Origin of the sequence: Salinivibrio sp. PR919, from assembly GCF_001995355.1 — a bacterium.
Lineage (GTDB): Bacteria > Pseudomonadota > Gammaproteobacteria > Enterobacterales > Vibrionaceae > Salinivibrio > Salinivibrio proteolyticus.
The window spans coordinates 1-22,937 of the sequence record NZ_MUFL01000017.1; the positions used below are offsets into that span (position 1 = coordinate 1).

The 22,937-nt window shown below is 50.2% G+C and carries 20 protein-coding genes; 10 read left to right on the plus strand and 10 right to left on the minus strand.

Features of this window, described 5'->3' with window-relative positions; all coding sequences use genetic code 11:
- The first annotated feature begins 8 nt into the window (after positions 1-8).
- Both glpK and glpD read left to right on the plus strand, forming a co-directional pair.
- On the plus strand, positions 9-1,529 hold the full coding sequence (gene glpK, locus BZG83_RS04930) for a glycerol kinase GlpK (RefSeq protein ID WP_069587491.1): 1,521 nt from the start codon (positions 9-11) through the stop codon (positions 1,527-1,529).
- Positions 1,530-1,841: 312 nt separating this feature from the next.
- Positions 1,842-3,383, plus strand: coding sequence for a glycerol-3-phosphate dehydrogenase (gene glpD / locus BZG83_RS04935; protein ID WP_077479584.1), 1,542 nt, complete (start codon positions 1,842-1,844; stop codon positions 3,381-3,383).
- 98 nt (positions 3,384-3,481) lie between these two features.
- Here the strand turns inward: glpD and BZG83_RS04940 are convergent, their stop codons facing one another.
- The 3 genes from BZG83_RS04940 to BZG83_RS04950 all read right to left on the minus strand — a co-directional run bounded on the left by BZG83_RS04940 (position 3,482) and on the right by BZG83_RS04950 (position 5,345).
- Positions 3,482-4,342: an EamA family transporter gene (locus tag BZG83_RS04940; protein ID WP_069587493.1), complete on the minus strand. Its 861-nt coding sequence runs from the start codon at positions 4,340-4,342 to the stop codon at positions 3,482-3,484.
- Between the two features lie 94 nt (positions 4,343-4,436).
- On the minus strand, positions 4,437-4,718 hold the full coding sequence (locus BZG83_RS04945) for a hypothetical protein (protein WP_069587494.1): 282 nt from the start codon (positions 4,716-4,718) through the stop codon (positions 4,437-4,439).
- A gap of 51 nt (positions 4,719-4,769) precedes the next feature.
- Positions 4,770-5,345 (minus strand): BON domain-containing protein, encoded by a 576-nt coding sequence (locus tag BZG83_RS04950; RefSeq protein ID WP_108743602.1) that lies wholly within the window; start codon positions 5,343-5,345, stop codon positions 4,770-4,772.
- A gap of 239 nt (positions 5,346-5,584) precedes the next feature.
- Between BZG83_RS04950 and BZG83_RS04955 the strand changes: the two genes are divergently transcribed.
- Positions 5,585-6,967, plus strand: coding sequence for a sigma-54 interaction domain-containing protein (locus BZG83_RS04955; protein WP_108743601.1), 1,383 nt, complete (start codon positions 5,585-5,587; stop codon positions 6,965-6,967).
- Here BZG83_RS04955 and BZG83_RS04960 read toward each other — a convergent pair.
- Entirely contained in the window at positions 6,910-8,550 is a 1,641-nt protein-coding gene (locus tag BZG83_RS04960) for a diacylglycerol kinase family protein (protein WP_158074933.1), read from the minus strand. The genes BZG83_RS04955 and BZG83_RS04960 overlap by 58 nt on opposite strands.
- On the opposite strand from BZG83_RS04960, the gene BZG83_RS16705 reads away from it, so the two are divergent.
- Positions 8,551-8,706 carry a hypothetical protein gene (locus BZG83_RS16705; RefSeq protein ID WP_158011471.1) on the plus strand — a complete coding sequence of 52 codons (156 nt, stop codon included), beginning with the start codon at positions 8,551-8,553 and terminating at the stop codon, positions 8,704-8,706.
- Here the strand turns inward: BZG83_RS16705 and trhO are convergent.
- Positions 8,703-9,683, minus strand: a complete 981-nt coding sequence (gene trhO / locus BZG83_RS04965) for an oxygen-dependent tRNA uridine(34) hydroxylase TrhO (protein WP_077479586.1) — start codon at positions 9,681-9,683, stop codon at positions 8,703-8,705. The genes BZG83_RS16705 and trhO overlap by 4 nt on opposite strands.
- Before the next feature lie 411 nt (positions 9,684-10,094).
- On the opposite strand from trhO, the gene BZG83_RS04970 reads away from it, so the two are divergent.
- Complete coding sequence (locus tag BZG83_RS04970; RefSeq protein WP_198536715.1) at positions 10,095-11,477, plus strand: alanine/glycine:cation symporter family protein; 1,383 nt, start codon at positions 10,095-10,097, stop codon at positions 11,475-11,477.
- Positions 11,478-11,566: 89 nt separating this feature from the next.
- On the opposite strand, the gene BZG83_RS04975 is transcribed toward BZG83_RS04970, so the two are convergent.
- The 4 genes from BZG83_RS04975 to BZG83_RS04990 form a co-directional block, all read right to left on the minus strand.
- Positions 11,567-12,562: a chemotaxis protein CheV gene (locus BZG83_RS04975; protein ID WP_077479587.1), complete on the minus strand. Its 996-nt coding sequence runs from the start codon at positions 12,560-12,562 to the stop codon at positions 11,567-11,569.
- Between the two features lie 227 nt (positions 12,563-12,789).
- Positions 12,790-14,046 (minus strand): NAD(P)/FAD-dependent oxidoreductase, encoded by a 1,257-nt coding sequence (locus tag BZG83_RS04980; protein ID WP_077479588.1) that lies wholly within the window; start codon positions 14,044-14,046, stop codon positions 12,790-12,792.
- Positions 14,043-15,422 carry an FAD/NAD(P)-dependent oxidoreductase gene (locus BZG83_RS04985; protein ID WP_077479589.1) on the minus strand — a complete coding sequence of 460 codons (1,380 nt, stop codon included), beginning with the start codon at positions 15,420-15,422 and terminating at the stop codon, positions 14,043-14,045. The genes BZG83_RS04980 and BZG83_RS04985 overlap by 4 nt, the downstream gene beginning before the upstream one ends.
- The gene (locus BZG83_RS04990; RefSeq protein ID WP_077479590.1) at positions 15,415-15,756 is read right to left on the minus strand and encodes a (2Fe-2S)-binding protein; all 342 of its coding nucleotides are present in this window, start codon (positions 15,754-15,756) and stop codon (positions 15,415-15,417) included. Before BZG83_RS04990 ends, BZG83_RS04985 begins: the two co-directional genes overlap by 8 nt.
- Before the next feature lie 335 nt (positions 15,757-16,091).
- Here BZG83_RS04990 and BZG83_RS04995 point away from each other — a divergent pair, with 335 nt between their 5' ends.
- From BZG83_RS04995 to BZG83_RS05010, 5 genes are all read left to right on the plus strand, one after another.
- Entirely contained in the window at positions 16,092-17,528 is a 1,437-nt protein-coding gene (locus BZG83_RS04995) for a coniferyl aldehyde dehydrogenase (RefSeq protein WP_077479591.1), read from the plus strand.
- A gap of 96 nt (positions 17,529-17,624) precedes the next feature.
- A complete protein-coding gene (locus tag BZG83_RS05000; protein WP_077479592.1) occupies positions 17,625-18,944 on the plus strand; it encodes an NAD(P)/FAD-dependent oxidoreductase in 1,320 nt (439 codons plus the stop codon).
- 14 nt (positions 18,945-18,958) lie between these two features.
- Positions 18,959-19,291, plus strand: a complete 333-nt coding sequence (locus tag BZG83_RS16645; protein ID WP_131825050.1) for a hypothetical protein — start codon at positions 18,959-18,961, stop codon at positions 19,289-19,291.
- A gap of 135 nt (positions 19,292-19,426) precedes the next feature.
- Entirely contained in the window at positions 19,427-19,930 is a 504-nt protein-coding gene (locus tag BZG83_RS05005; protein WP_077479593.1) for a hypothetical protein, read from the plus strand.
- Positions 19,931-20,306: 376 nt separating this feature from the next.
- A complete protein-coding gene (locus BZG83_RS05010; RefSeq protein WP_077479594.1) occupies positions 20,307-21,890 on the plus strand; it encodes a S8 family peptidase in 1,584 nt (527 codons plus the stop codon).
- An 83-nt stretch (positions 21,891-21,973) separates the two neighbouring features.
- Here the strand turns inward: BZG83_RS05010 and rihA are convergent, their stop codons facing one another.
- A complete protein-coding gene (gene rihA, locus BZG83_RS05015) occupies positions 21,974-22,912 on the minus strand; it encodes a pyrimidine-specific ribonucleoside hydrolase RihA (RefSeq protein ID WP_077479595.1) in 939 nt (312 codons plus the stop codon).
- Positions 22,913-22,937 lie beyond the last annotated feature (25 nt).

Sequence of the window (22,937 nt, forward strand, 5' to 3'; positions counted from 1 at the left end):
ATCATATTATGTCTGAGCAAAAGTACATCGTCGCCCTTGATCAAGGCACCACTAGCTCCCGCGCTGTAGTGATGGATCATGATGCGAACATTGTCGGTGTCTCTCAGCGCGAGTTTACCCAAATTTACCCGCAAGCAGGTTGGGTTGAGCACGACCCAATGGAGATCTACGCGACGCAAAGTTCAACGCTGATTGAAGTTTTAGGTAAGACCGGGATCCGCAGTGATGAAATCGCCGGTATCGGTATTACTAACCAGCGTGAGACCACGGTGGTATGGAATAAGGAAACGGGCAAGCCTATCTACAACGCCATCGTTTGGCAGTGTCGTCGTACCGCTGAGATCTGCGAAGAGTTGCGTGGTCGTGGGCTTGAGTCCTATATCCGTGATAATACGGGGTTGGTGCTTGACCCTTACTTCTCTGGTACCAAGGTGAAGTGGATCTTGGACAACGTTGAAGGAGCCCGTGAAGACGCTGAAGCCGGTAAGTTGCTGTTTGGTACCGTTGATACCTGGCTGGTCTGGAAGATGACGCAAGGCCGTGTTCATGTTACCGACTATACCAACGCCTCTCGAACCATGTTGTTTAACATCAACGACATGTGTTGGGACCAAAAAATGTTGGATGAGCTGGGTATTCCCGCATCAATGATGCCAGAAGTACGCCGCTCTTCCGAAGTGTACGGTCAAACCAACATCGGGGGTAAAGGCGGTACGCGGATCCCGATTGCAGGCATTGCAGGTGACCAACAAGCGGCCTTGTTTGGTCAGATGTGCGTTGAGGCTGGCCAAGCGAAAAACACCTACGGGACGGGCTGTTTCTTGCTGATGAATACTGGTCAAGAAAAAGTCACTTCCAATCACGGCTTGCTGACGACGGTTGCATGTGGTCCACAAGGCGAACCTGCTTATGCGTTAGAAGGGGCGGTGTTTATGGGCGGTGCCTCGATTCAGTGGCTCCGTGATGAGCTAAAAGTGTTAGAAGACGCTCATGACTCTGAATACTTCGCGACCAAAGTCGATACGTCAAACGGTGTCTATGTTGTGCCTGCGTTCACCGGTCTTGGCGCGCCATACTGGGACGCATATGCCCGAGGGACTATCGTTGGCTTAACTCGTGGTGTTAACTCTAACCATATTATCCGAGCTACCTTGGAAAGTATTGCTTATCAAACACGCGATGTGTTGGATGCGATGCAAGCAGATTCGGGGATCAAGCTTGCAGCACTGCGCGTTGATGGCGGTGCGGTGGCGAATGACTTTCTGATGCAATTCCAAGCCGATGTCTTGGATACCGAAGTGCATCGCCCTGAAGTGACTGAAGTCACCGCACTGGGTGCCGCTTATCTTGCCGGTATGGCTGTAGGCTTCTGGGACGGCTTGGACGAGCTAAAAGACAAAGCGAAACTGAATCGAAGCTTTGAGCCTCATCAAGACGAAGAAAAACGTAACCGTCGCTATCGTGGCTGGAAACGCGCGGTGAAATGTGCGCAAGCTTGGGCGTCGCTGCACAACGAAGACGAAGATTAATCCTCGTCACCTCTCCTCAAGGGCGCGCATTCGCGCCCTTTTTTTATCATTTCATTCGCTATTCTCATGCATGCCTTAACGTCTACAAAAACAGACTGATATAGACAACCTTCCCGTCAAAATGCGTTCGACGCTACGTAATAGGCCGGTATTTAGTTTACATATCATTCAGGCTGTTAACTATTATTCTACATTAGTCACAGACGATAGGTTTTTTTCGAACATTTTTAGTGACCGAAAACGAAAGTTGATATACAGTTAAACCCATAAATAAATGTTCGTTCGCTCAAAAAGGAACAAGGTCGACTAACAATGACTACGCCAACTACTCATAACGAAACTTTACTCGATATTCTGGTCGTCGGAGGAGGCATCAATGGTGCGGGTATCGCAGCCGATGCAGCAGGCCGTGGTCTGAACGTCGGCCTGTACGACGCAAAAGATTTTGCGTCAGCGACGTCTTCTGCAAGCTCTAAGCTAATCCACGGTGGTTTGCGCTATCTAGAGCACTACGAGTTTCGCCTTGTGTCTGAAGCCTTGGCCGAACGTGAAGTCTTGATCAACAAAGCGCCGCACATTGCTTTCCCAATGCGCTTTCGTTTGCCGCACCGCTCCTATTTACGTCCCGCGTGGATGATTCGTTGTGGTCTGTTTCTCTATGACCATCTTGGTAAACGCTCTACGTTGCCCAGCAGCCATAAAGTGAATCTGGCCAAAACTGGGTATATGAAAGACGAAATGAAGATTGGTTTCGAATACTCGGATGCATGGGTGGATGATGCGCGCCTGACATTGCTAAATGCACAATACACCCGCGAGAAAGGCGGCGAAGTCCGTAACTATTGCCAAGTGGTCGCGGCAGAGCGTGAGAATACGATTTGGCGTGTCACCTTAGAAGATACCCACACGGGAGAGCGATTCGAGCGTAAAGCGAAAGCCTTGGTGAATGCGACAGGCCCGTGGGTTAAGCAGTTTTATGATGATAGCCTGCACGAGAAATCACCGCGTGGTATTCGTATGATCAAAGGATCACACATTGTGGTGCCACGCATTCATCAAGACCCACAGGCGTACATCTTGCAGAACAACGATGGTCGCATTGTGTTTGTGATCCCTTATCTGGATAAATTCTCGCTGATTGGTACCACGGATGTGGAGCACAAAGCCGATCCGCGTGCGGCGAAAATTGATGATGCCGAAGTGGATTACTTGGTCGATGTGGTTAACCAGCACTTTACCAAACAGTTATCTCGAGACGATGTCGTTTGGAGCTATAGCGGTGTGCGTCCATTGTGTGATGATGAGTCTGATTCACCGCAGGCGATCACGCGAGATTACACCATTGAATTGGAGCAACAGGGCAATCAAGCGCCGCTCGTGTCGATTTTCGGTGGTAAACTCACCACTTATCGGAAGTTGGCAGAGTCAGCCATGCGCAAACTGGCGCCTTTCTTTGACAAGATGGGTCAGCCTTGGACCGCAAATGGTGCGCTACCGGGCGGCGACTTTAGCTGCACACGCGAACAGTTGGCAGCATCGTTTATGCAGCGTTATCCTTGGTTAGCGCAAGTGACGGCACAACGTTTTGCAGATACTTATGGCACACGTACACACCAAATGCTCGCTGGGTGTCAAAGCGAAGCGGACATGGGTCGTCGATTTGCAGACGGTGTGTATCAGGCTGAGCTCAACTATCTGATTAAGTATGAGTTTGTTCAGCATGCCGAAGATGCATTATGGCGTCGTACCAAACTTGGCTTGTATCTCTCCGAAGAACAACAAGCCGCGATTGCGGATTATATTGAGCAACAGCGAGGCAGTGTGCGTACCGTGCCGCTCAGTGCAGCGAGCTAACACGGCTGGATTGCAACAAGACTCGAACTAAGATGAAAAAGGTGCCATGGCGGCACCTTTTTTAGTTTACGCACCTGTCGGCTGGCCTATTTGTTTAATTAATGGGTGCGTGAGCGTCTTGCCGATAATGTGCTGCCGAGTGATGCGGTGATCACCATACCAATGGCGAGCCACTGACGAAGCGCAAGCTGTTCGTCGAGCACCAACAAGCCCGCCATCGCTGCCACGGCAGGCTCTAAGCTCATCATGACACTAAAGGTTTGCTTTGGCATATTACGAAGGGCAATCATCTCTAACGAATAAGGGATGGCGCTAGAGATCAACGCGACAGCAATCCCTAAAGGCAATAAATGCCATTGCAAAATGGCGCCATCGGTCGCGATATAACCGGCTGGCACCAGATACAAAGCGGCAATACTCATACCCAATGCCACCGTACCACCACCGGGTGCAAGGTTGCCTGCTTTTTGGCCAAAAAGGATGTAGCCTGCCCAGCAGCCACCCGCAGCAAGCGCGTAGGCGACGCCAATCGGATCAAGTGCATCCACACCAGAAAGATCGGGTAAGAGGGTGATGACCCCGCCCACCGCTAAGATAACCCACAGACTATCTCGCGCCCGTCGAATGGACAGCAACGCCACGAGCAACGGGCCGGTAAATTCAAGTGCTACCGCAATGCCAAGCGGGATCCGTTCGATGGCTAGATAGAGCAGTAACATCATGCCGCCAAGACAACTGCCGTAGACGATGATGGCTCGCCAATGTCGGCCTCGCGGCCATTGGCGCCAAGGCCGAAAGACGAGGCAGAGTAGCAATGCCGAAAAGCCGACACGTAATGCTGATGTGCCCACAGGACCCACTAGAGGAAATAGCTGTTTGGCAAACGAAGCGCCAAATTGAATGGCACACATTGCGCCAAATACGCTTAAAATCGCTATGAACAGTGCGGGAGCCTGCATGATTGTTCCTCCTTGCCCTCAACAAGGCTCACCTTAACATAGCGACATAAAAAAGCCGCCCCCGAGGAGCGGCGTTTATTGCTTTCATGGCAGATTAGAATTTCTGCTTGGCAGAGTCATAGGCGCTTTTCAGCGAACCGAGAGCTTGCTCTGCCCCTTGTTTTATTTCATCCCATGCTTCATCGCTCGCATCTTGCAATTCATCGATGCGCGTTTTCGCTTGTGCTTTGCGGGCGCGTAAATGCTCTATGGTTTCGCGATATTCCGCTTTTGCATGCGCGGAGGCAACATCAGCTTTTGCTTCAAGTTTATCAATTTCTTGGTTCCAGCTGTGTAAGCGTTCATGGAACTTATCAATCATCTCTTGGCGGCGCATAACACCTCCTCGGTTAAGTCAGTGGCATTTGATGACGCTTAACGTCATTGCTTATGCATTTCCGGTAATTTCAAGATTATCAACGACACGTTCCACGTCTTGTGCGTTTTCCGCCATTAATATGGCTAAATCGCGGGCCGCATCGCTTCTCACCTCGCCAGAGAGTGTGGCAACGCCATCATCAACAGACACTTCGATGTTGGTGCCGCTGATGTCTGGGTCGAGTAGCAAACTTGTCTTCAGTGACGCCGCAATTTTGGTATCGACCACGGTCTGGCCGAGATCGGCGGCTTGGCTTGCTTGTTGCGAGACAGTGAGTTCGTTTTTAACCCCGGACACGCCGTCTATTTTTTCGACCAATCCACTGGCCAAGCTTTTATCCAGTTCAGTATCCACTTGACCTGTGAGTATCACCACACCTTGCTCTACATCTGTGTCGATATCGAAATTATTGAGGTTTGTGTTTACCAACAGCATGGTTTCAGCTTTACCGTCAATCCAAGCGTCTTTGGCTTGATCTTGCCATTGATTGTTGCTGATTGCATGCGCGCTGGTGGCACCCAGTGCAAGTGCAAACCCCATTGCGACAAATAAAGGATGAAATCGACCTTGCAGAGTCGTCTTCATTGAACCCTCCTTATTTGATGAATTTGAGCAACCTCGTGGTGTTGCTGAAAGAATCTATTGCGAAGGCCATGCCAACATTTCAATTACCTGAAAAATAAATAGTTTTTGTTTTTGCTTGCTGAGATTCAAGTCAATGGATCTGTAATTTTTACAGATAAACCTGTAAAAATGACTTTCATTGTTGAGAGAGCCGTCCGCCTATGGCACGGTAACCAAACACCCATCAAGGAGGCTCGGTGATGTCTCGGATTTCTGTCGCTCTTTTGTTAAGCGAGCAAGATATAAACTGGATGAGCGACATATTGCGTCAGGCAGATGCCGACACCACACGAGTTACGGACGTTAAGCAGGGAGTTCGGGCGTGGCAAGCCGCGCCTGCGGATCTGGTGGTGTGTGATCTTGATGAATTGGGAGACGATGCGGAGCTTATCTGGCAACGGATGGAACAATCGCCTGACACCGAGTGGCTTTTACTCAGCCGCGGGGACCCGCATCCCGACTGGAATGCCAAGGCGCAACAATGTGTCGCGACGGTTTTTCGGCGGCCCGTGGATCCCGAGTTGATTCAGGCGTTCATCGATGACACGCTGATGCAGCAAGGACAATCTTGTCGAGCGACTAAACCGATATTGACGAGTCAAGCGAACCAGTTCGGATACTTGCTCGGCAGTTCATCGCCCATGCGGCATTTGTATCGAGTCTTAAAACGGCTGGGTCCAACCGGTGCTAACGTATTGATTGTTGGCGAGAGTGGGGTGGGTAAAGAGCATGTTGCGAAAACCTTACATCGATTAGGTTGTGACCCTAACGCCCCCTTTATGGCGATTAACTGCGGGGCACTAAGCCCTGAGTTGATAGAGAGCGAGTTGTTTGGTCATGTGAAAGGCGCATTTACAGGGGCACACCAAGATCACGCGGGTATTTTTCATCAAGCGGAAGGCGGCACCGTCTTTCTTGATGAAATCACCGAAATGCCACAAGCGCTACAGGTAAAGTTGCTACGTGTGTTGGAGTCCGGAGAATATCGCCCAGTGGGCTCGACACACAATCAACGCGCCAATGTTCGTCTTGTCGCGGCGACTAACCGCGACCCACAACAAGCAATCGCATCCTCACGATTGCGTGAAGATATCTACTATCGCTTAGCTCAGTTTGTGGTCAATGTGCCACCCCTTCGGGAGAGAGAGGGAGACATTGAAGCACTGACGACCCATTTTTTGGCCGAACTCAATCATCAATTCCACACCCAGAAGGGGATCGACCCTCAAGCGATAAAACGCTTAAATGCCCACCGTTGGCCCGGCAATGTTCGCGAACTCAAGCATGCGATTGAGCATGGCTATTTGCTTTGTGCTGAGACGATTTTGCCCGATGACTTACCGCAAGCGGTGATCACGCCTACCAACTCATCGACGGCGATCATGTTACCCGAATCGCTGACGTTAGACGCGCTAGAGCGTATAGCGATTACCCAAACCTTGGCACGTTGTGATGGCAATAAAACGCGCACGGCTGAAGTGCTTGGCATTAGTCCGAAAACGCTATACAACAAACTGAATCAGTATCACTCAGTCTCTTCGTCCTCAACAGCGGGAGAAAGGATCGATAGCGATCGCGGCTGAATACGAATGTCGAGCTTGCGGTCGCGATAAATTTCCCCATCGATGACATAGTCGGTGGTATGCGGAAAGCGCACGGCGACATGGGTCGCCTGTTGGTGATGTGTGAAGCGACYGACGGGTGTATCGAGTAAGCTGGTAAGGGCGAGCTCAGCGAGCGAGAGAACCGCACCAGTCTTGGTTGCCGATGGGGTCAACCAAGTGACGTCGAGCTTGCCWTCCGCGTGATTCGGTTGACCACGGCCTTGGGCAAGTAAGGTTGTCATTGGGGCGGCATTGGCAATGACCATGCTGGTGGTTTCAATGGTTTGAGACGGCTGCTTATCGATACGAATCGATAAGGTCATTTTGGCATTTTGGTTTGCCGCACCCAGTAACCCTTGCAAATAGGCCCATTGCCCACTTTGGTTTTTTTGTTCACGCGCCGCATAGCGGATCATTTGTTGCTCAAAGCCAACACCTACAACCAATAACGCGACACGGCCATTGCAACGTGCGGTGTCGATGCGATTAGGGATGCCATCGAGAATCACCTCACAAGCGGCATCAATGCTGAGGAATTTCGATTTGATCCCCCAAAGTGCATGACAAAGCGCATTGGCGGTGCCAAGGGGCAGTACCCCGAGCGGCGTGTCGGTGTTGACCAGCGCACGCGCTACCGCATTGACTGTGCCATCCCCGCCTGCGGCAATCACGACATCGGCATGGTGTGCCACGGCGCGACACGCAAGTTGATAGGTACGTCGATTGTGGCGAGTATGATGGACCACCACGCGATAGCCTTCGCCTAAATAGTCTTGAATATACCGTTTGTGCTTTTGCCACTTACCACCACCCGCTGCTGGGTTGGCGATAATCCAAGCAATGGGTCGATCAAGTCTTAATGCACCGTCTTGCTGGAAGCGTGATAGTGCCCGAAATTGGCGCCGATTAAGCTGAGCTTTGGGACGTATTGAGCGGATGCTGTTTAGTACGCTGTTGAGGTTTTTGTCCGGCTCTAGGGCCCATAAATATGCCGCAGCCACCATCACAGAGCGACCACGGCCTAACGCACAGTGCACCACCACGGTCTCGCCACGCATGCGTTGCTGATGGATCCACTGCAACGCTCGCATCAATTGGCTACGGGAAGGATACGCATGATCGAGGACAGGCACCGAGAGGTAACTGATTTCACGGGTCTCGCTAAAACTGTTTAAGCTCTCGAATTCAGCGGTCACGTCCAAAATGCCGCCAATGCCTTGAGTTTGAATGTAGTTCAGATCGTGACGCGTCAGCCGCGCGCCAACATAAAGCCCGGATGCAATTTTTTGAATAGCAGGCTCGGTATCACGATGACGTGCCCAGCGATTATAAAGGTGCGTGCAAACGAAAAATGGCGCAAATAGTCCATGGATGAGGGTTGGGAGTTGGCCAGTGTATCGCTTGCGAAAAAGGCGCGGTTGATTACGCCAGTATGCAAAACTGACGGCAATAAAGGCGATGCCACTCCAAAGCAGCAGCACATCGAGAGCAAGCCAAGGTGTCCAAACCGTCACTAAAACGAGCGCAGCGCCGATGAGCGCGTAGAGTGGGCCAACGATCACATGTTCTCCTTGCAGGCCATCCGTGTGCGTATCGGTATGATTCGCTTAGGTATCGCCAATGACGACTATAGCTTAGCAGGAGAGGAGATAGAAACGAAAACGGCACGCTACCATTGCGTGCCGTGTAAAGTCTCGTATCAGTTATGGACTGATTAAACGTCTTTCTTCTGTGCTTGTTTCTTTTGCTTTCTCATCGCACGCCGCGCTTCGATGATATGTTTTGCTTCGCCGCCCACATGTTGCTCTCCACGCTCGCGAGCCAGTTGCACTTGGCGTTCGCGCTCACGAAAACGCGCTTTCTGCTCCTCGGTGTGTTTGTCATAGCATTTCGGACAGGATACGCCTTGCTCATAGTGTTCGCTTTCCATATCGGCTTTGGTGATCGGTAGGCGGCATGCATTACACATGGCGTACGATCCTTTCTCGAGCGAATGATTTACCGCCACGCGGCCATCAAACACATAGCACTCGCCATTCCAAAGACTCTTACTCTCAGGCACTTCTTCGAGGTATTTTAGGATCCCACCTTCTAAGTGATAGACCTCGTCAAAGCCTTTTTCCTTCAAAAAGGCCGTTGATTTTTCGCACCGAATGCCACCGGTACAGAACATGGCGACTTTTTTATGCTTGCTTGGATCGAGGTGCTTTTCTACATAATCGGGAAAATCACGGAAGCTTTCGGTGTGAGGGTTAACCGCGCGCTCAAAGGTCCCGATTTCAATTTCGTAGTCGTTCCGTGTATCAATGACCAGCACCTCAGGATCGCTAATCAGATCGTTCCATTCCGTCGGCTTCACGTAGGTACCGACTGTATGGCGAGGATCAATCCCCTCAACACCCATGGTGACGATTTCTTTTTTCAGCTTTACCTTGGTGCGATTGAAAGGTTGGCTGTCTTCAAAAGACTCTTTGTAGTCAATGTCCGCAAGGCGAGCATCGTTTTTAAACCAAGCAAACAGGGCATCAATGCCTTCGCGGCGGGCGGCGACGGTGCCGTTAATCCCTTCTTTAGCGAGCAGTAGCGTGCCGCGCACTTGGTTTTTTTCCATCACCTCTTGCAGCGGGGTACGAAGATCTTGGTAGTCATCAAGGGTGACGAACTTATAAAGCGCACAAATAACGTAGGCGGACATGTTGTTTCCTCTTGCTGGCTGGAGCGTAAATCCAGTGCATGGATTGTGGGTTCAAAAGACGCGCGAAGTATAGCGAATGGCACTGGGGCTAAACACCGGCGAAAAGTAAGGTTAAACGTTTTGTGCCCGTGTTGCTTTGGTTAGGTGCGGGTCGGTTTATTTATTTGTGTTCAAATCAAAGTGCTACGGTAATTATTCACCTCAGTGCATTGCTAATGAGATATAAGTCACGTATTGGCCGGGTTTTTGTCGCGAAATTACGGATTTCGCCGTAGTTTGGATGGGTTTTTAGTCACGCCAGTAAGAATTTATTGCTTTATGGTCTAATTATTTTGCTGGTTGGCGTGCATCGACTAGGCCGGAGTCTAGAGAGCAAAGTAATTAGCCAAGCATCAAGAAAGGATGCGAGACATGATTGAAGAATGGATTAATGCCTTTGTAGGCTTTATTTGGGGAAAACCGATGCTGATCTTACTGGTCGGTGGCGGATTGTTTTTCACCCTATACGGAAAGCTCACACCTTTTCGTTATATGGCGCATAGCGTCAAGCTATTAACCGGTAAAGTGGATGATGGCAGCGGTCATGGTGATTTATCTCATCGCAAAGCCTTAGCGGCAGCACTGTCCGGTACGCTAGGTCTTGGCAATATCGCGGGTGTCGCGTTGGCGCTGAGTGCGGGGGGACCGGGGGCGGTTTTTTGGATGTGGCTTACCGCGTTACTGGGGGTATCGACTAAGTTCTACACCTGCACACTGGGAGTCATGTACCGCCACAAAGACGCCAAGGGAAATGTACACGGTGGCCCCATGTATACGGTTCAGCATGGGTTGGGCCCGAAGTTTAAATGGTTGGCGGTGATGTTTGCCATTGCAGGTTTGATGGGATTTGTGCCGTCATTTCAGATCAACCAACTCGGCGCTGTGGTGCAAACTCAACTGTTTCCGGGGGTCGCTTGGTTAGAGAGCAGTGCCTTCTCGTGGGGAATGGGCATTGTTCTCGCCGTGTTCGTCGGCATGGTGATTTGGGGTGGCCTTAAGCGTGTCGCTGACGTCGCTGGGGCTTTGGTGCCTTTGATGGCGGGAAGCTATATGGTCATGGCGATAGCCGCGTTGGCGCTCAATGCGGAACGTGTACCCGGTGTGTTCCAGTCTATATTTACCAGTGCGTTTTCACCGGATGCGATGTTTGGTGGAGTACTAAGTGTGATCATCATCGGTGTGAGTCGTGGTGCCTTTTCTAATGAGGCAGGGATTGGCACTGAAGTCATGGCACACAGTGCGGCGAAAACCAATGAGCCTGTGCGTGAAGGTTTGGTGGCGAGCTTGGGTCCTATCATCGATACCTTAATTGTTTGTAGCTGTACCGCCTTAGTCATTCTCGTCACTGGTGTGCTCGATCAAGCTGAGGGCATGCAAGGCGTGAGTTTGACCATGGCGGCTTTCAAAGCGGCGTTTGGTGCACCAGGCGCGTGGTTGCTAGCGGCACAAGTGCTGATCCTCTCTTTTACCACCGTCTTTACCTTCTGGTATTACGGCTATAAGTGCTTTGTGTATTTGTTCGGTGAAAAAGCCGGCCAGTACTACAAGTATCTGTATCTCTCACTGGTCGTGCTGGGGGCAGTGGTGTCGCTAGATGTGGTGTTCTTGTTCTTGATCGGAGCGTACGGATTGATGGCGGTGCCGACCATGGTCTCTGGCCTACTGTTGGCGCCGAAGGTAAACCAAGCCGCAAAGGCCTATTTCAATGGCCGACGTTATCAGTCGCATAGCGGATCACAAGCCACTAACCTTTGAATTAATTGAATAATCAAAAGGCTGCCTTGACGGCAGCCTTTTTTTGTTGCGGTGAGAGCCACGGGCGTGGTAGGCGAGTACTCGCGTTATCAATCGTCGAGTGGGGCACCAAAGATATACTTATCTGCCAGTCCGACCATGCGACCAATTTCTGGCTTGGTAATGGTGTCATTGGCACCAAGCTGTAAGGCTTTAGCGCGGTTGTCTTCACTCATGATGGAGGAGAACATCACGATAGGCATGGTTTTGTAGGTGTCTTGTTCACGCAAGCGCTTGACCAAGTGCATACCATCCATGCGTGGCATTTCGACATCTGAGATAATGGCATCCACAAATTCAGTGATCGCCACACCTTCTTCTTTCGCAATTTTCTCAAACTCCATCAGCTTCTCAAAGGCTTCGCCACCGTCTTTCGCAGACAAAATATTGTAGCCCGCTGAACGTAGCGTATTTTCGATCAGGCTGCGGATAAAGGCAGAATCATCAACCACCAATACGGTTTTTGCTTCTCGCTTTTTCGCACTGGTTTCGGAAATATTGACGCTGCGGTCTTGGGTCACGTCATATTTTTCCATGCTCAACTCGGGGTTGATGTCGGCGATGATTTTTTCAAAGTCAAGAATCATGATGAGGTTGTTGTTTTTGCGAACCACCGCAACCACACAGTCTTGTTCTCCAGCTTCTAGGAATTGACTGGGTGACTCCACCGCTTCCCACGAGATACGGTGAATGCGACTAATACTGTCGATCAAAAACCCATTCGTCATGTTGTTAAAGTCGGTGACAATCACAAACTTGTTGTCTTTTTCTGGGCGGGTTGGCACCCCTAGCCAGCCTGCGAGATCAATCAAGGGAGTGAGTTTTTCACGAGAAGAAAACACGCCAATCATGTGAGGCTGTGCATTGGGATAATCGGTTGTTTCAGGCACTTGAATAACTTCACGGACTTTGGCGACGTTAATCCCGTAGTAACAGGTTTTTGTACTGCCGTCCGGAAGTTGTTTCATAAGGTGAAACTCGATGATCTCGAGCTCGTTAGTGCCACTTTCCGTCAGTATTGCGTTTTTTGATGGCTCGTCGTTCATGCCTACCACATTTCCTATCGATAACAGCGAAGATTGCTGACAAACACAGCGATAAATCCAGTATAAGCCTGTGATCAATAAAGCGACAATATTTGCCAAATAATCGAACGGCGTTCTGTGGTCTATCACGCTAAATTCGGCTTGGAAATCAGCGCTAAGTTACAGCTTAGTAACAAAAAAAGCCTGCACTGAGGCAGGCTTTAGTGGTTGGGTCCATGTAATTGGAATTAAGGTAACGCGACTTCAAGATGATAGTTACCGATCATTTTTCCTTGGTCATTCAAGAAGCGCGTGTAGGAGAAGGGTTCAAGATCAATGGTCGTTGGTAGACCACGTACCACTTCGTTCATCACCTTTCCGGTGATGGCAGAGGTCAACATACCGGTACGGAAATGCCCACATGCATTGAGGTAACCGTCAATACCCGGCACTGCACCAAGAATTGGCAGTTCATCAGGTGAGCCCGGACGCAAGCCTGCCCAGCAGCGCTTGATATTCATCTTTTTCAGCTCGGGGATAGACTTCATGGCGCCTTGTGCCAGCTGCTTGATGTACTTGATGTCTGTGGTGGTATCAARACCACGCTCTTCGGTGGTTGAGCCAATCAAGACTTCGCCGTTATCTTTTTGAGCGATGTAACAATCACTGGTGGTTAAACAACCATTTAAAAGCTTCGGTAGCTTCTCGGAGACGATCACTTGGCCTTTGACTGGGAAGACAGGCATTGGCATGCCCGTCGCCCACAAGCTAAGTTTTTCCGCCCATGCGCCACCCGCGTTAATCATGGTGCCACAACCTAGCTTGCCGTTTTCTGTTTCAACCGCGACAACGCGGTTACCTTGTCTCACCACACCCGTAACTTTGGTATTGAGATATAGCTCGACACCGTTTTGCCGTGCTGCTTCCAAATAGGCCTCGTTGAGGCGATAGGGGTTGATTTGGTGATCCCCCTCAAACTCCATCGCACCAATGGCAGCGCGCGACACGTTAGGCTCTTGTGCGTGAAGGTCTTCTTGAGACACCCAGCGGACATGCTCTTGGCGATCAGGTATGGCTGCCGCAATGTGCTCGGCATAGAGTTTGTCGTATTTATCAAACATGACAAACTTCAGACCGGTACGCTCAAACTTAAAGTCCACACCGTGATGCGTCATCAGGTCATCATACAATGCCGGATAGAGCTGGTTAGACAGCATCGCCATATCGAAGAAGGGTTTGGGCATAATGTGCGGTTTGATCTCTGGTGATCCACCTTCGCCGCTTTCTTGCATCTGCTTAGAAAGGGTTTTAAACAGGATAACGCCGCAACCAAGGCCGGTTGACTCGCCCATCGCCCATAGGCCACCGGCTGACGCACGTGAGGCGTTTCCGGGGTATTTATAATCGACAACCGCGATGGATAAGTCGCGCTCGCGGCTTAAATGGTAAGCCACCGATGCGCCGATCACGCCGCCGCCACAAATTACGATGTCGTACTGTTTCATGCGTCATCCTCCAACGCAGCAAAAGGAATAGGGTCGAGTGGGAATCGAGGGCGAATCAAAGGCTGAGGCGACGTCGTGCTCTCATTGAGTCGGTCGTAGCAGTAGTGCGCACAGGTTTTTCCTTGGCAGTCACCCATGGTAACGCGGGTACGCATTTTCAACGTAATCACATCCTTGACGCCTTGATTGATGGCGTTATCAATGTCCGCCTTTTTCACTTGCTCGCAGCGACAGATCACTGTGTCTTTTTCCGGCAAACTGAGCAGGCCTGGGCGACGGTAGCCTGCCGTATCAAAGCCTTTACGGAAACGGTAGCTCTTTTCGAGCTGATGACGTAGAGCCTTAAACTCATTGTCAAGATTAGGCATTGAAATATTGCGTGCCTTCAGTGCGGAGTACGCCGCAATCTTTCCTTCCAACATGGCGGCTTCTGCGCCGGCAAATTTCACGGTATCACCGGCGCAGTAAACATTGTCGACACTGGCTCGTTGCCACTCGTCCACCACGGGGATCGCCCCGCTCATGTGATCGTACTGCATATCTAGTCCCATTAGTTGCGCAAGCTGAGAGCGTGCCGCAAAGCCGTAACCCACACCAAGCAAATCAGCATTTATGGTTTCAGCACGGCTAACATCTGGGTGCCAGTCTTTACTGTAGGGGGCTACCGTGACGTGCTCGACTTGGGGGTCACCCGAGGCTTTGACTACGCCCCAACCGTAATGCATCGGGATATGGTGGCGTTTGAGATACATCATCATCGAGAGGCCATCTAGCGCGAGCTGTGGACGGTTGAGGAGGGCGAGTGTTTCACGTGCCAAGTCTTTGAATGGCGCCGCTTCATAGATACCCGCGATATCACAACCGGCTTTGTGAAGCTGACAAGCAACCAAGACGAGCAAAGGCCCTGTGCCGGTGATCACGCAGCGGTGACCGGGACGCACCAAGCCGCTTTTTATTTGAAGTTGGATACCCCCGAGAAGCATCACCCCAGGCATATCCCAGCCGGGAAAGGGAATGCTGCGCTCTTGGCAACCGGTGGCGAGGATCAACTGCTCATAGTCAATCGTTGATAGCGTGTCTTCATGAGCAGTGAGGAGGTGTTGATCCGCCATTGGCCCCAGTACCCGTGTCAAACTACGTAGGTCAATCAAATCCTGATGCTGGCGATATTGTTCGCGCAGGGATTGTGAAGTGGCCTTCCATTTGTCATCCAAGTGAGGCAGCGCGTCAGCATCTCGCCACGGACCACGGTAGACGACGCCACCGGGTTTGGGCGCTTCATCAACAATAATACTGGCAACCTTGTGCTTGGCCAGTGTGACCGCGGCAGACAAGCCGGCAGGTCCAGCACCAACAATAACAACAGGTTTAGACATGGGTTTCTCCTTGCTCGACGGTACTGCGTTCAAGATCCTTGCTCTCAACTACAATGTTGGCTTCAGTGCGGACATCCATATCCGGCTGAACGGCGACTTGGCACGCACGTTGTTTATGGCGGCCGTTGATTTCCAGCGTGCAGCAATGACACACGCCCATGCCGCAATAGGCACTCGCTAATCGGCCATAATCATTTTTAGATAGCGCACGGATATTGCTCGCAAGCAAGGTRCTTAGCACGCTTTCTCCAGCGATGGCAGGAACCGTCTCGCCATTGACACGGATCGAGAAGGTTTTGCCAACTGCATCGGTAATGTCTTGGGATCGTTTCATCGTTTTAATTGGCTCATTGGTATGTTGTCGGGACAGTGATGACTCCCACTCAGGCTGTTTAAGTGAGTGGACCTTATTGTCTTATTTATTAGGCGAGGCGTATGTTWTAGCCGAGTCGTGAAATGCGTGTTACTTTTTGTTGCGTTTTCGTTATCCCTCACAAAAAATAAGGAAAAATAAGATCTATTGTGATCATTATCATGATATCGATCTGTTTTATTGAGTGATGTGAAAGTGAACACTCGTTATGGAGGAGCACGTGCTATTGCGTGAAAGGGTTGGCTGTGTCATCAATGAGTGATGAGGGCAGTAATGTTGATAATCAGGAGACACGAATGACGGAGTCAGGATCTCAATGGTTGGAAGATGTGAGAACGATGCGCGAGACGTTCGACGCGCAGAAAGCGCAGGCCTCTCAAGTACCATTTTTAGATTACCCTCATCGGCGAGATGCGCTACTGCGCTTGCGTCAGGCCATCAAGCAAAAATCGTCTGCGTTACAACAAGCCTTGAGTGATGATTATGGCTATCGAGCGCCCGTTGATACGGAAATAGCCGACATTCTGCCTCTGCTACACCAGATTGATTACACCCGTCGTCGTTTAAAACGATGGATGAAGCCGCAAAAGCGGCGTACCGGGATAACTCTGCTGGGAACGCAATTAGTGGTGCATCAACAACCCAAAGGCGTAGTTGGGATTATCGTGCCTTGGAATTTTCCGATCATGCTGGCCGTGAGTCCGCTGATTTGCGCGGTGGCGGCCGGCAATCGCGTAATGCTTAAGCTTTCGGAGTTCACGCCTAACACCAATCGAGTATTACGCGCGTTAATCGCTGAGGTGTTTAGCCCAACTGAAGTGGCTGTGATTGAAGGGGAAGTTGAAGTATCACGCCGTTTTACCGAGTTAGAGTTCGACCACCTCTTTTTTACCGGCTCAACCCAGGTTGGAAGACAAGTCATGCTGTCTGCAGCCGATAATTTGACACCAGTGACCCTCGAATTGGGAGGCAAGTCACCGGTGATTATTGATGATCAGATTGACATGGATATCGCTGTGTCGCGGCTCATTTATGGTAAGTGTTTAAACGCCGGGCAGATATGTGTTGCTCCCGATTATGTGCTTTGCCCTGAGCATCGCCAAGAGGCCTTTATCCACGCCTATCAACGGGCATTTCGAGCTCTATACCCTGACTTTGAAACCAATCCGGATTACRGCCAGATCATTAATCAAACTCAAGCGACACGGCTACAAGAAACGCTCCAAGATGCCCTTGATAAGGGAGCGCGTCGTTGGTGTGCACTCGACCAGCAAACCATGCCGACCGCAGAAAAAAGACGTTGGCCGACCCAGTTGTTGACCCAAGTCACCGATGATATGCGGGTGATGCAAGAAGAGATTTTTGGTCCGCTTCTGCCTGTGGTTACCTATCAAGATTTCTCTGAGGCGTTGAGTTATATTCAGGCGCGCCCGCGACCGCTCGCTTTGTATTTGATGAGCAATGATGCGAAGAAACGCACGCAAGTCACCACACAGCTTCACGCCGGCGGGATGGGGATTAATGAAACCTTGTTTCATGTTGCTGCCGAAGATGCGCCTTTTGGCGGCATTGGCGATTCCGGCATGGGGCATTACCACGGTATTGAAGGCTTTTACACCTTTAGCCACAGTAAAACCGTCCTCACCCGCGATAAATGGGACACCAGCTTTTTAGTCAAACCGCCGTACAACCGCTGGTACAAACGCTTAATGCGCTGGTGGCTGATGCGGTAATAGCCTATTGGTTTCAAATTTATGCTTGGAGATATTGCGCATACATTATTTGTTAACTACTAATTAAGTTATTACTTACTTAATGTTGGTTAGCTTATGGTACGTTCGAATTCTATTTCAGAACGCCGTCATTTTCTTAAATTACTGGCGGGAGCCGGCGCCCTCACCATGCTTCCTGTCAGCGTACCTTCTCGCGCACAAAGCCAAGCCAAGATTATCATTGTGGGAAATGGCGCGGCAGGTATCGCACTCGCTAATCGATTAGCGCAGCGTCTCCCGGCAAGAAACATCAGTCTAGTAGGCGCAAGAAAACAGCACTTGTATCAACCTGGACAAACGTTGGTCGCTTCCGGCCTTTGGAAAGCGTCACAGCTTATCTCCACGACGGAGGAGTGGCTCTCAACAGGTATTCGCTGGCATCAACAGAATGCTGTATCCCTGATGCCACATGAGAAGCAAGTTGAACTCGAGGATGGTGTCAAGCTCAGCTTCGACATACTAGTTGTCGCTATGGGTACGCAGTTGAACTATCACCTCATAGAGGGGATGGAGGAGTCTCTCGTGGGTCAGCGTGGTATTGGGAGCGTTTATCCCGGCCCGGCAGGTGCACAAGCCACTGATATGGCTTTTAAGCAGTTTATGGATAAGGGAGAGGGCAAAGCCATTTTCACATTGGCGGATACACCTATTAAGTGTGCAGGTGCTCCACTCAAAATGACGTTTACCTCGCTTGCTCGTCTTGAACAAAGCGGTCACCGTCAGGCGTTTGATGTGAGCTTTACCACACCGTTTAAAGAGCGTTTGTTCTCTATTCCTGTTTATAACGACTTTGTGATGAAACGCTTTAGCGAGCAGGGTGTCGAGATTGCTGACGAGAAGAAGTTAATTGGAATTGATGCTGAGCATAAACAAGCACGTTTCTCGCTTTTAGGCACGGGCCAGACGATAGAAGAAGAATATGATTACATTCACGTTGTCCCACCAATGAGTGCTCCTGATGTGGTTAAGCATAGCGACCTTATTTGGGACCAAGGTCCTCATCAAGGCGAGTGGATGGCGGCGGATCAATATACGTTGCAGCACCCAAGGTTTCCTTACGTCTTTGGGGTTGGTGATGTGACCGGTATTCCGCTATCGAAAACGGCCGCGAGTGTGAAAAAGCAAGTACCGGTTGTTGAAGCCAATATTATTAGTTATCTAAACGATAAGCCCTTGGAGGCTGAATTTAATGGTTACACATCCTGCCCACTTATCACGGGGTTTGGTAAAGCAATATTAGCCGAATTTGGTTATGGCGGGACATTGCTGCCTTCGTTTCCTTTTATTAGTCCAACAGAAGAAACCTGGATGGCTTGGGTAATGAAAGAGCAAATGTTGCTACCGGCCTATCAAGCAATGCTTGATGGTAAAATATAACGGAGGTGCACGTCATGACGCTTGATGCCGTAATTACTGTATTCTTATACTCTCTTTCTCCTTACTGGATGTGGTTGCTATTACTGGTGGCTATGCCTGTCCTGGCGGCGATCGTTTTCCGTCGGTTTTCGTTAGATAGCGCTAAGCGTTCCCTCTTTTTTTGTGGTGTCATTGGTGTTGTTGTTGCTCTCAGTGCGCCACCTCTAACCGGTTCATCACTTTCCATGCTTAATGGTGTTGCAGACTGGACATTGCTGCTGTTAATTGCTTTGTGCGCGACAGGATACTGTCTCTTATTGGCTGCAATCGTTGTTGTACCAAGGTGTAAGCCGTTATTTGAGAAATGAGCGATGTCTCGAAGGATATGGCTTGGAGTATCGTTTGTCCGCGCAGCGGCCTAAACTTTTCTGAGAAATTGATCTATATCTTTGGTTGTTACATAACTGTTAAAAGTGGTGCGAAGCAACCAAAGGAGCGACACAATGGCGTTTTCAGTACAACCCGATTCCATGTTGCCAGACATTGGCGATCATGAGCGCGCGATGGTTGAGCAGGAAGTAAAGCTCGCCGTGGCCGATGTTAACGGACAATCGTTAGGCTATTTAGCGATGGTGCCGGATGCGCAGCGTTTCCTGACGCTGACTCAAGACACCAATGAGGCCTTAAGCTTTATCAAGACGCCCTGCAGTGTTAATGCAGGCTACTATCAATGGTCGTTTTTTTATGATGACATTGAGTATGGGCTGGATTGTTTAATTGATCCGGACAGAAACAAATGTCGACTTTACGCCAATGATCACGCCGCCGCTGCACCATCATGGAAGTTGTGCTACGACAAGGAGCTGGGTCCTCTTATGATGGCAGCTCCTATCTCTGCGATTGGTCCCGGTACACGTGTTGCAGTGACGTCTGAAGACGCAAGTGTCCCCAATGTTCTTGTGGGCGCGCTCGAAGGCGGCGTATTAATTCATGAAGAACCAAACTAACCCTCTCTAAATCAAGTTGTTACCTTTTTCTTCGCCAGCGCTTAGCCGCTGGCTTTTTTGTTGGGTAATGCTCACTCTCTGTATACGAGAATGAATCAGATTTCATCTCATTTGTGCATCATGTCAAAAATAATAGATCTAATTTGTCTGACATGTGAGACATAAAGATCTGCATCGAGCGTGCGAATTTTCACTGTAAACAAAAAGTTAAATAAATTGTAAATAATAATATAGTCAATAATGCTGATTGATTACTCAAATAAAGCAAATCCCACTGCAGAAAAAATGCTTTTTGATGCATAGCTTTATAAGCGTGCTTGTTGTTTTTTGTAGGCAATTATGACTTTCTACGTTTAACCATTGTAAGGAATACAATATGTTAAAGCATGTTCTTAGCTGCTGTATCGCATCTGCACTCGTGACTGCTTCACCCTCTGTGCTCGCAAAACAAGAGGACGGTAAACAAGCGATTGCTCAGCAGCAAACGCTAGCTCCATTAGTGGTTGCATCAGACAAGCAGGGTATTGAGGACCAATACATTGTGGTGTTTAAGCAACCAATGACACTCAGTGATGATCCACAAGCGTTAAAAACCTTCACACAGCAAACGGTTTCCAGCATGGTCAACCAACATGCGGTTAAGGTTGAGAAAGTGTTTGATCGCTCGCTGAGTGGTTTCGTGGCCAAATTAACACCAGAGCAATTGCGTGCGCTACGCATGGATTCACAAGTTGATTTTATCGAACAAGATAAAACGATTTCCTTGGACCCGGTAATCACCCCAAACGCGAACCAGAGCAATCCAGTTTGGGGGTTGGATCGCATTGATCAACGTAACTTGCCTTTGGATAATAATTACAGTACCAACTTTGATGGTACAGGTGTGACGGCGTATGTCATTGATACTGGCGTGACAACGTCACATGTTGAGTTCGGCGGTCGTGCTCGCTCTGGCTATGATTTTGTTGATAACGACAATGACGCCTCAGACTGTAACGGTCATGGTACCCATGTGGCCGGTACTATCGGGGGAAGCCAATATGGTGTCGCCAAAAATGTCGACATCGTTGGGGTGAGAGTCCTTAGTTGTAGCGGCTCAGGTTCAACGTCCGGCGTGATTGGCGGGGTTGACTGGGTGGCARCCAATGCCAGTGGACCGTCAGTGGCAAATATGAGCTTGGGTGGCGGTGTATCAACCGCACTGGATAGAGCGGTTGCCAGTGCCGTGCAATCGGGTGTGAGCTTTATGTTGGCAGCAGGGAATTCCAATGCCGATGCATGTAACAGCTCACCGGCCCGTGAGCCAAGCGGTGTCACCGTGGGCTCTACCACCAGCAGCGATAGCCGCTCAAGCTTCTCAAACTGGGGCAGCTGTGTCGATGTGTTCGCACCGGGCTCTCAAATCAAGTCAGCGTGGTATGACGGTGGCTACCGCACCATCAGCGGGACTTCGATGGCGACCCCTCATGTTGCGGGCGTGGCGGCTTTATATTTGCAAGAAAACAGCAACCTATCTCCTGCACAAGTAGCAAGCTTGATTAGCAACCGTGCCAGTGTGGGTAAGATTAGTGACACGCGCGGAACGGTTAACAAATTGCTCTATAGCCAAGCTGACAGTAGCTGTGAGCCAGATTGTGGTCCAACGCCGGATCCTAAAGATAAGCTTAAAAATGGTCAGCCGGTCACGGGCATCTCTGGTGGGCAAGGTGCGCAACGCTTTTTCTACGTGGATGTAGAAGCCGGTCAGCGCCTTAGCGTGAATATCAGCGGAGGGTCGGGTGATGCAGACTTATATGTTCGCTATGGCGCCAAACCTACGCTATCGAGCTGGGACTGTCGTCCATACAACTATGGTAACAGTGAAGTGTGCACCGTGCAGAGCACCCAGAAGGGTCGTTATCATGTCATGCTAAATGGTTATACCGCCTTTAGCGGCGTGAGCGTTACGGCACGATATTAGTCGTCGATGCGCGCGGTTGGCGCGACCATGATGACTTATACCGAATAGACAGCGCGGCGATTGCCGCGCTTTTTTGTGTACGCCTATTGGCTGTATTGGGTTAGACAATCACACAGTAACGAGATAAAGCCTTCACGGTTGATCTTCATCGCCACATCAGCGTTAGCGGCATGACCGGTCACTCGATAGCGATCAACCACAGTCATTCCGGTGGTGAGTTTGCCTTGTGTTTCTATATCCACCCATACGGATTCACAATCGAACAACTCAGGCTTGATAAGCCAAGCAATCGTACAAGGATCGTGGAGGGGCGAGCCGTCGAGTTGCCACTTGGGATCGCGGTGATAACGCATAAAGAATTCCAGCCACCCCGCGACGGTCTGTGCCACGGGGTTATCAATGGCGCGGATAGTGGCAACGTCGGCATCTTTGACCAAGGCTTGATGGGTCACATCCAAGCCAAACATGGTGATAGGGATCCCTGAATGAAACACACGGTGAGCGGCTTCAGGGTCAACATAAATATTAAACTCTGCAGCGGGGGTCCAATTCCCCAATGTGGCCCCTCCACCCATGAGAACGATACGCTTGATGCGATTGGCTAGGTGCGGATAAGTCGCAAGCAGCAGTGCGACATTGGTTAGTGGACCGGTGGCGACGACCGTTATCGGTTGATGGCTAGCTTCTAACACGCGTGCCATCACACTGATGGCATTATCGGGTTGAGCGTCCATCGCGGGTGCAGGGAGTTCAGGGCCATCAAGCCCTGACTCACCGTGGACATTATTCGCCACCACAAGGTCACGCAGCAGAGGCTTATGGGCTCCCCCTGCGACAGGAATGTCGTGGCGATTTAATAAGGTGAGGATCCGTCTAGCGTTGTAAAGCGTCTTATCCAGCGTCTGATTGCCGGCACAGGTGGTAATGGCCTTAATAGTGAGCTGATCGAGTGCACAAGCCATCACCAGCGCGATGGCATCATCGTGTCCCGGATCGCAATCAATGATAATAGGTTCACCCATTGCACACTCCTTTTTATTGTGTGTT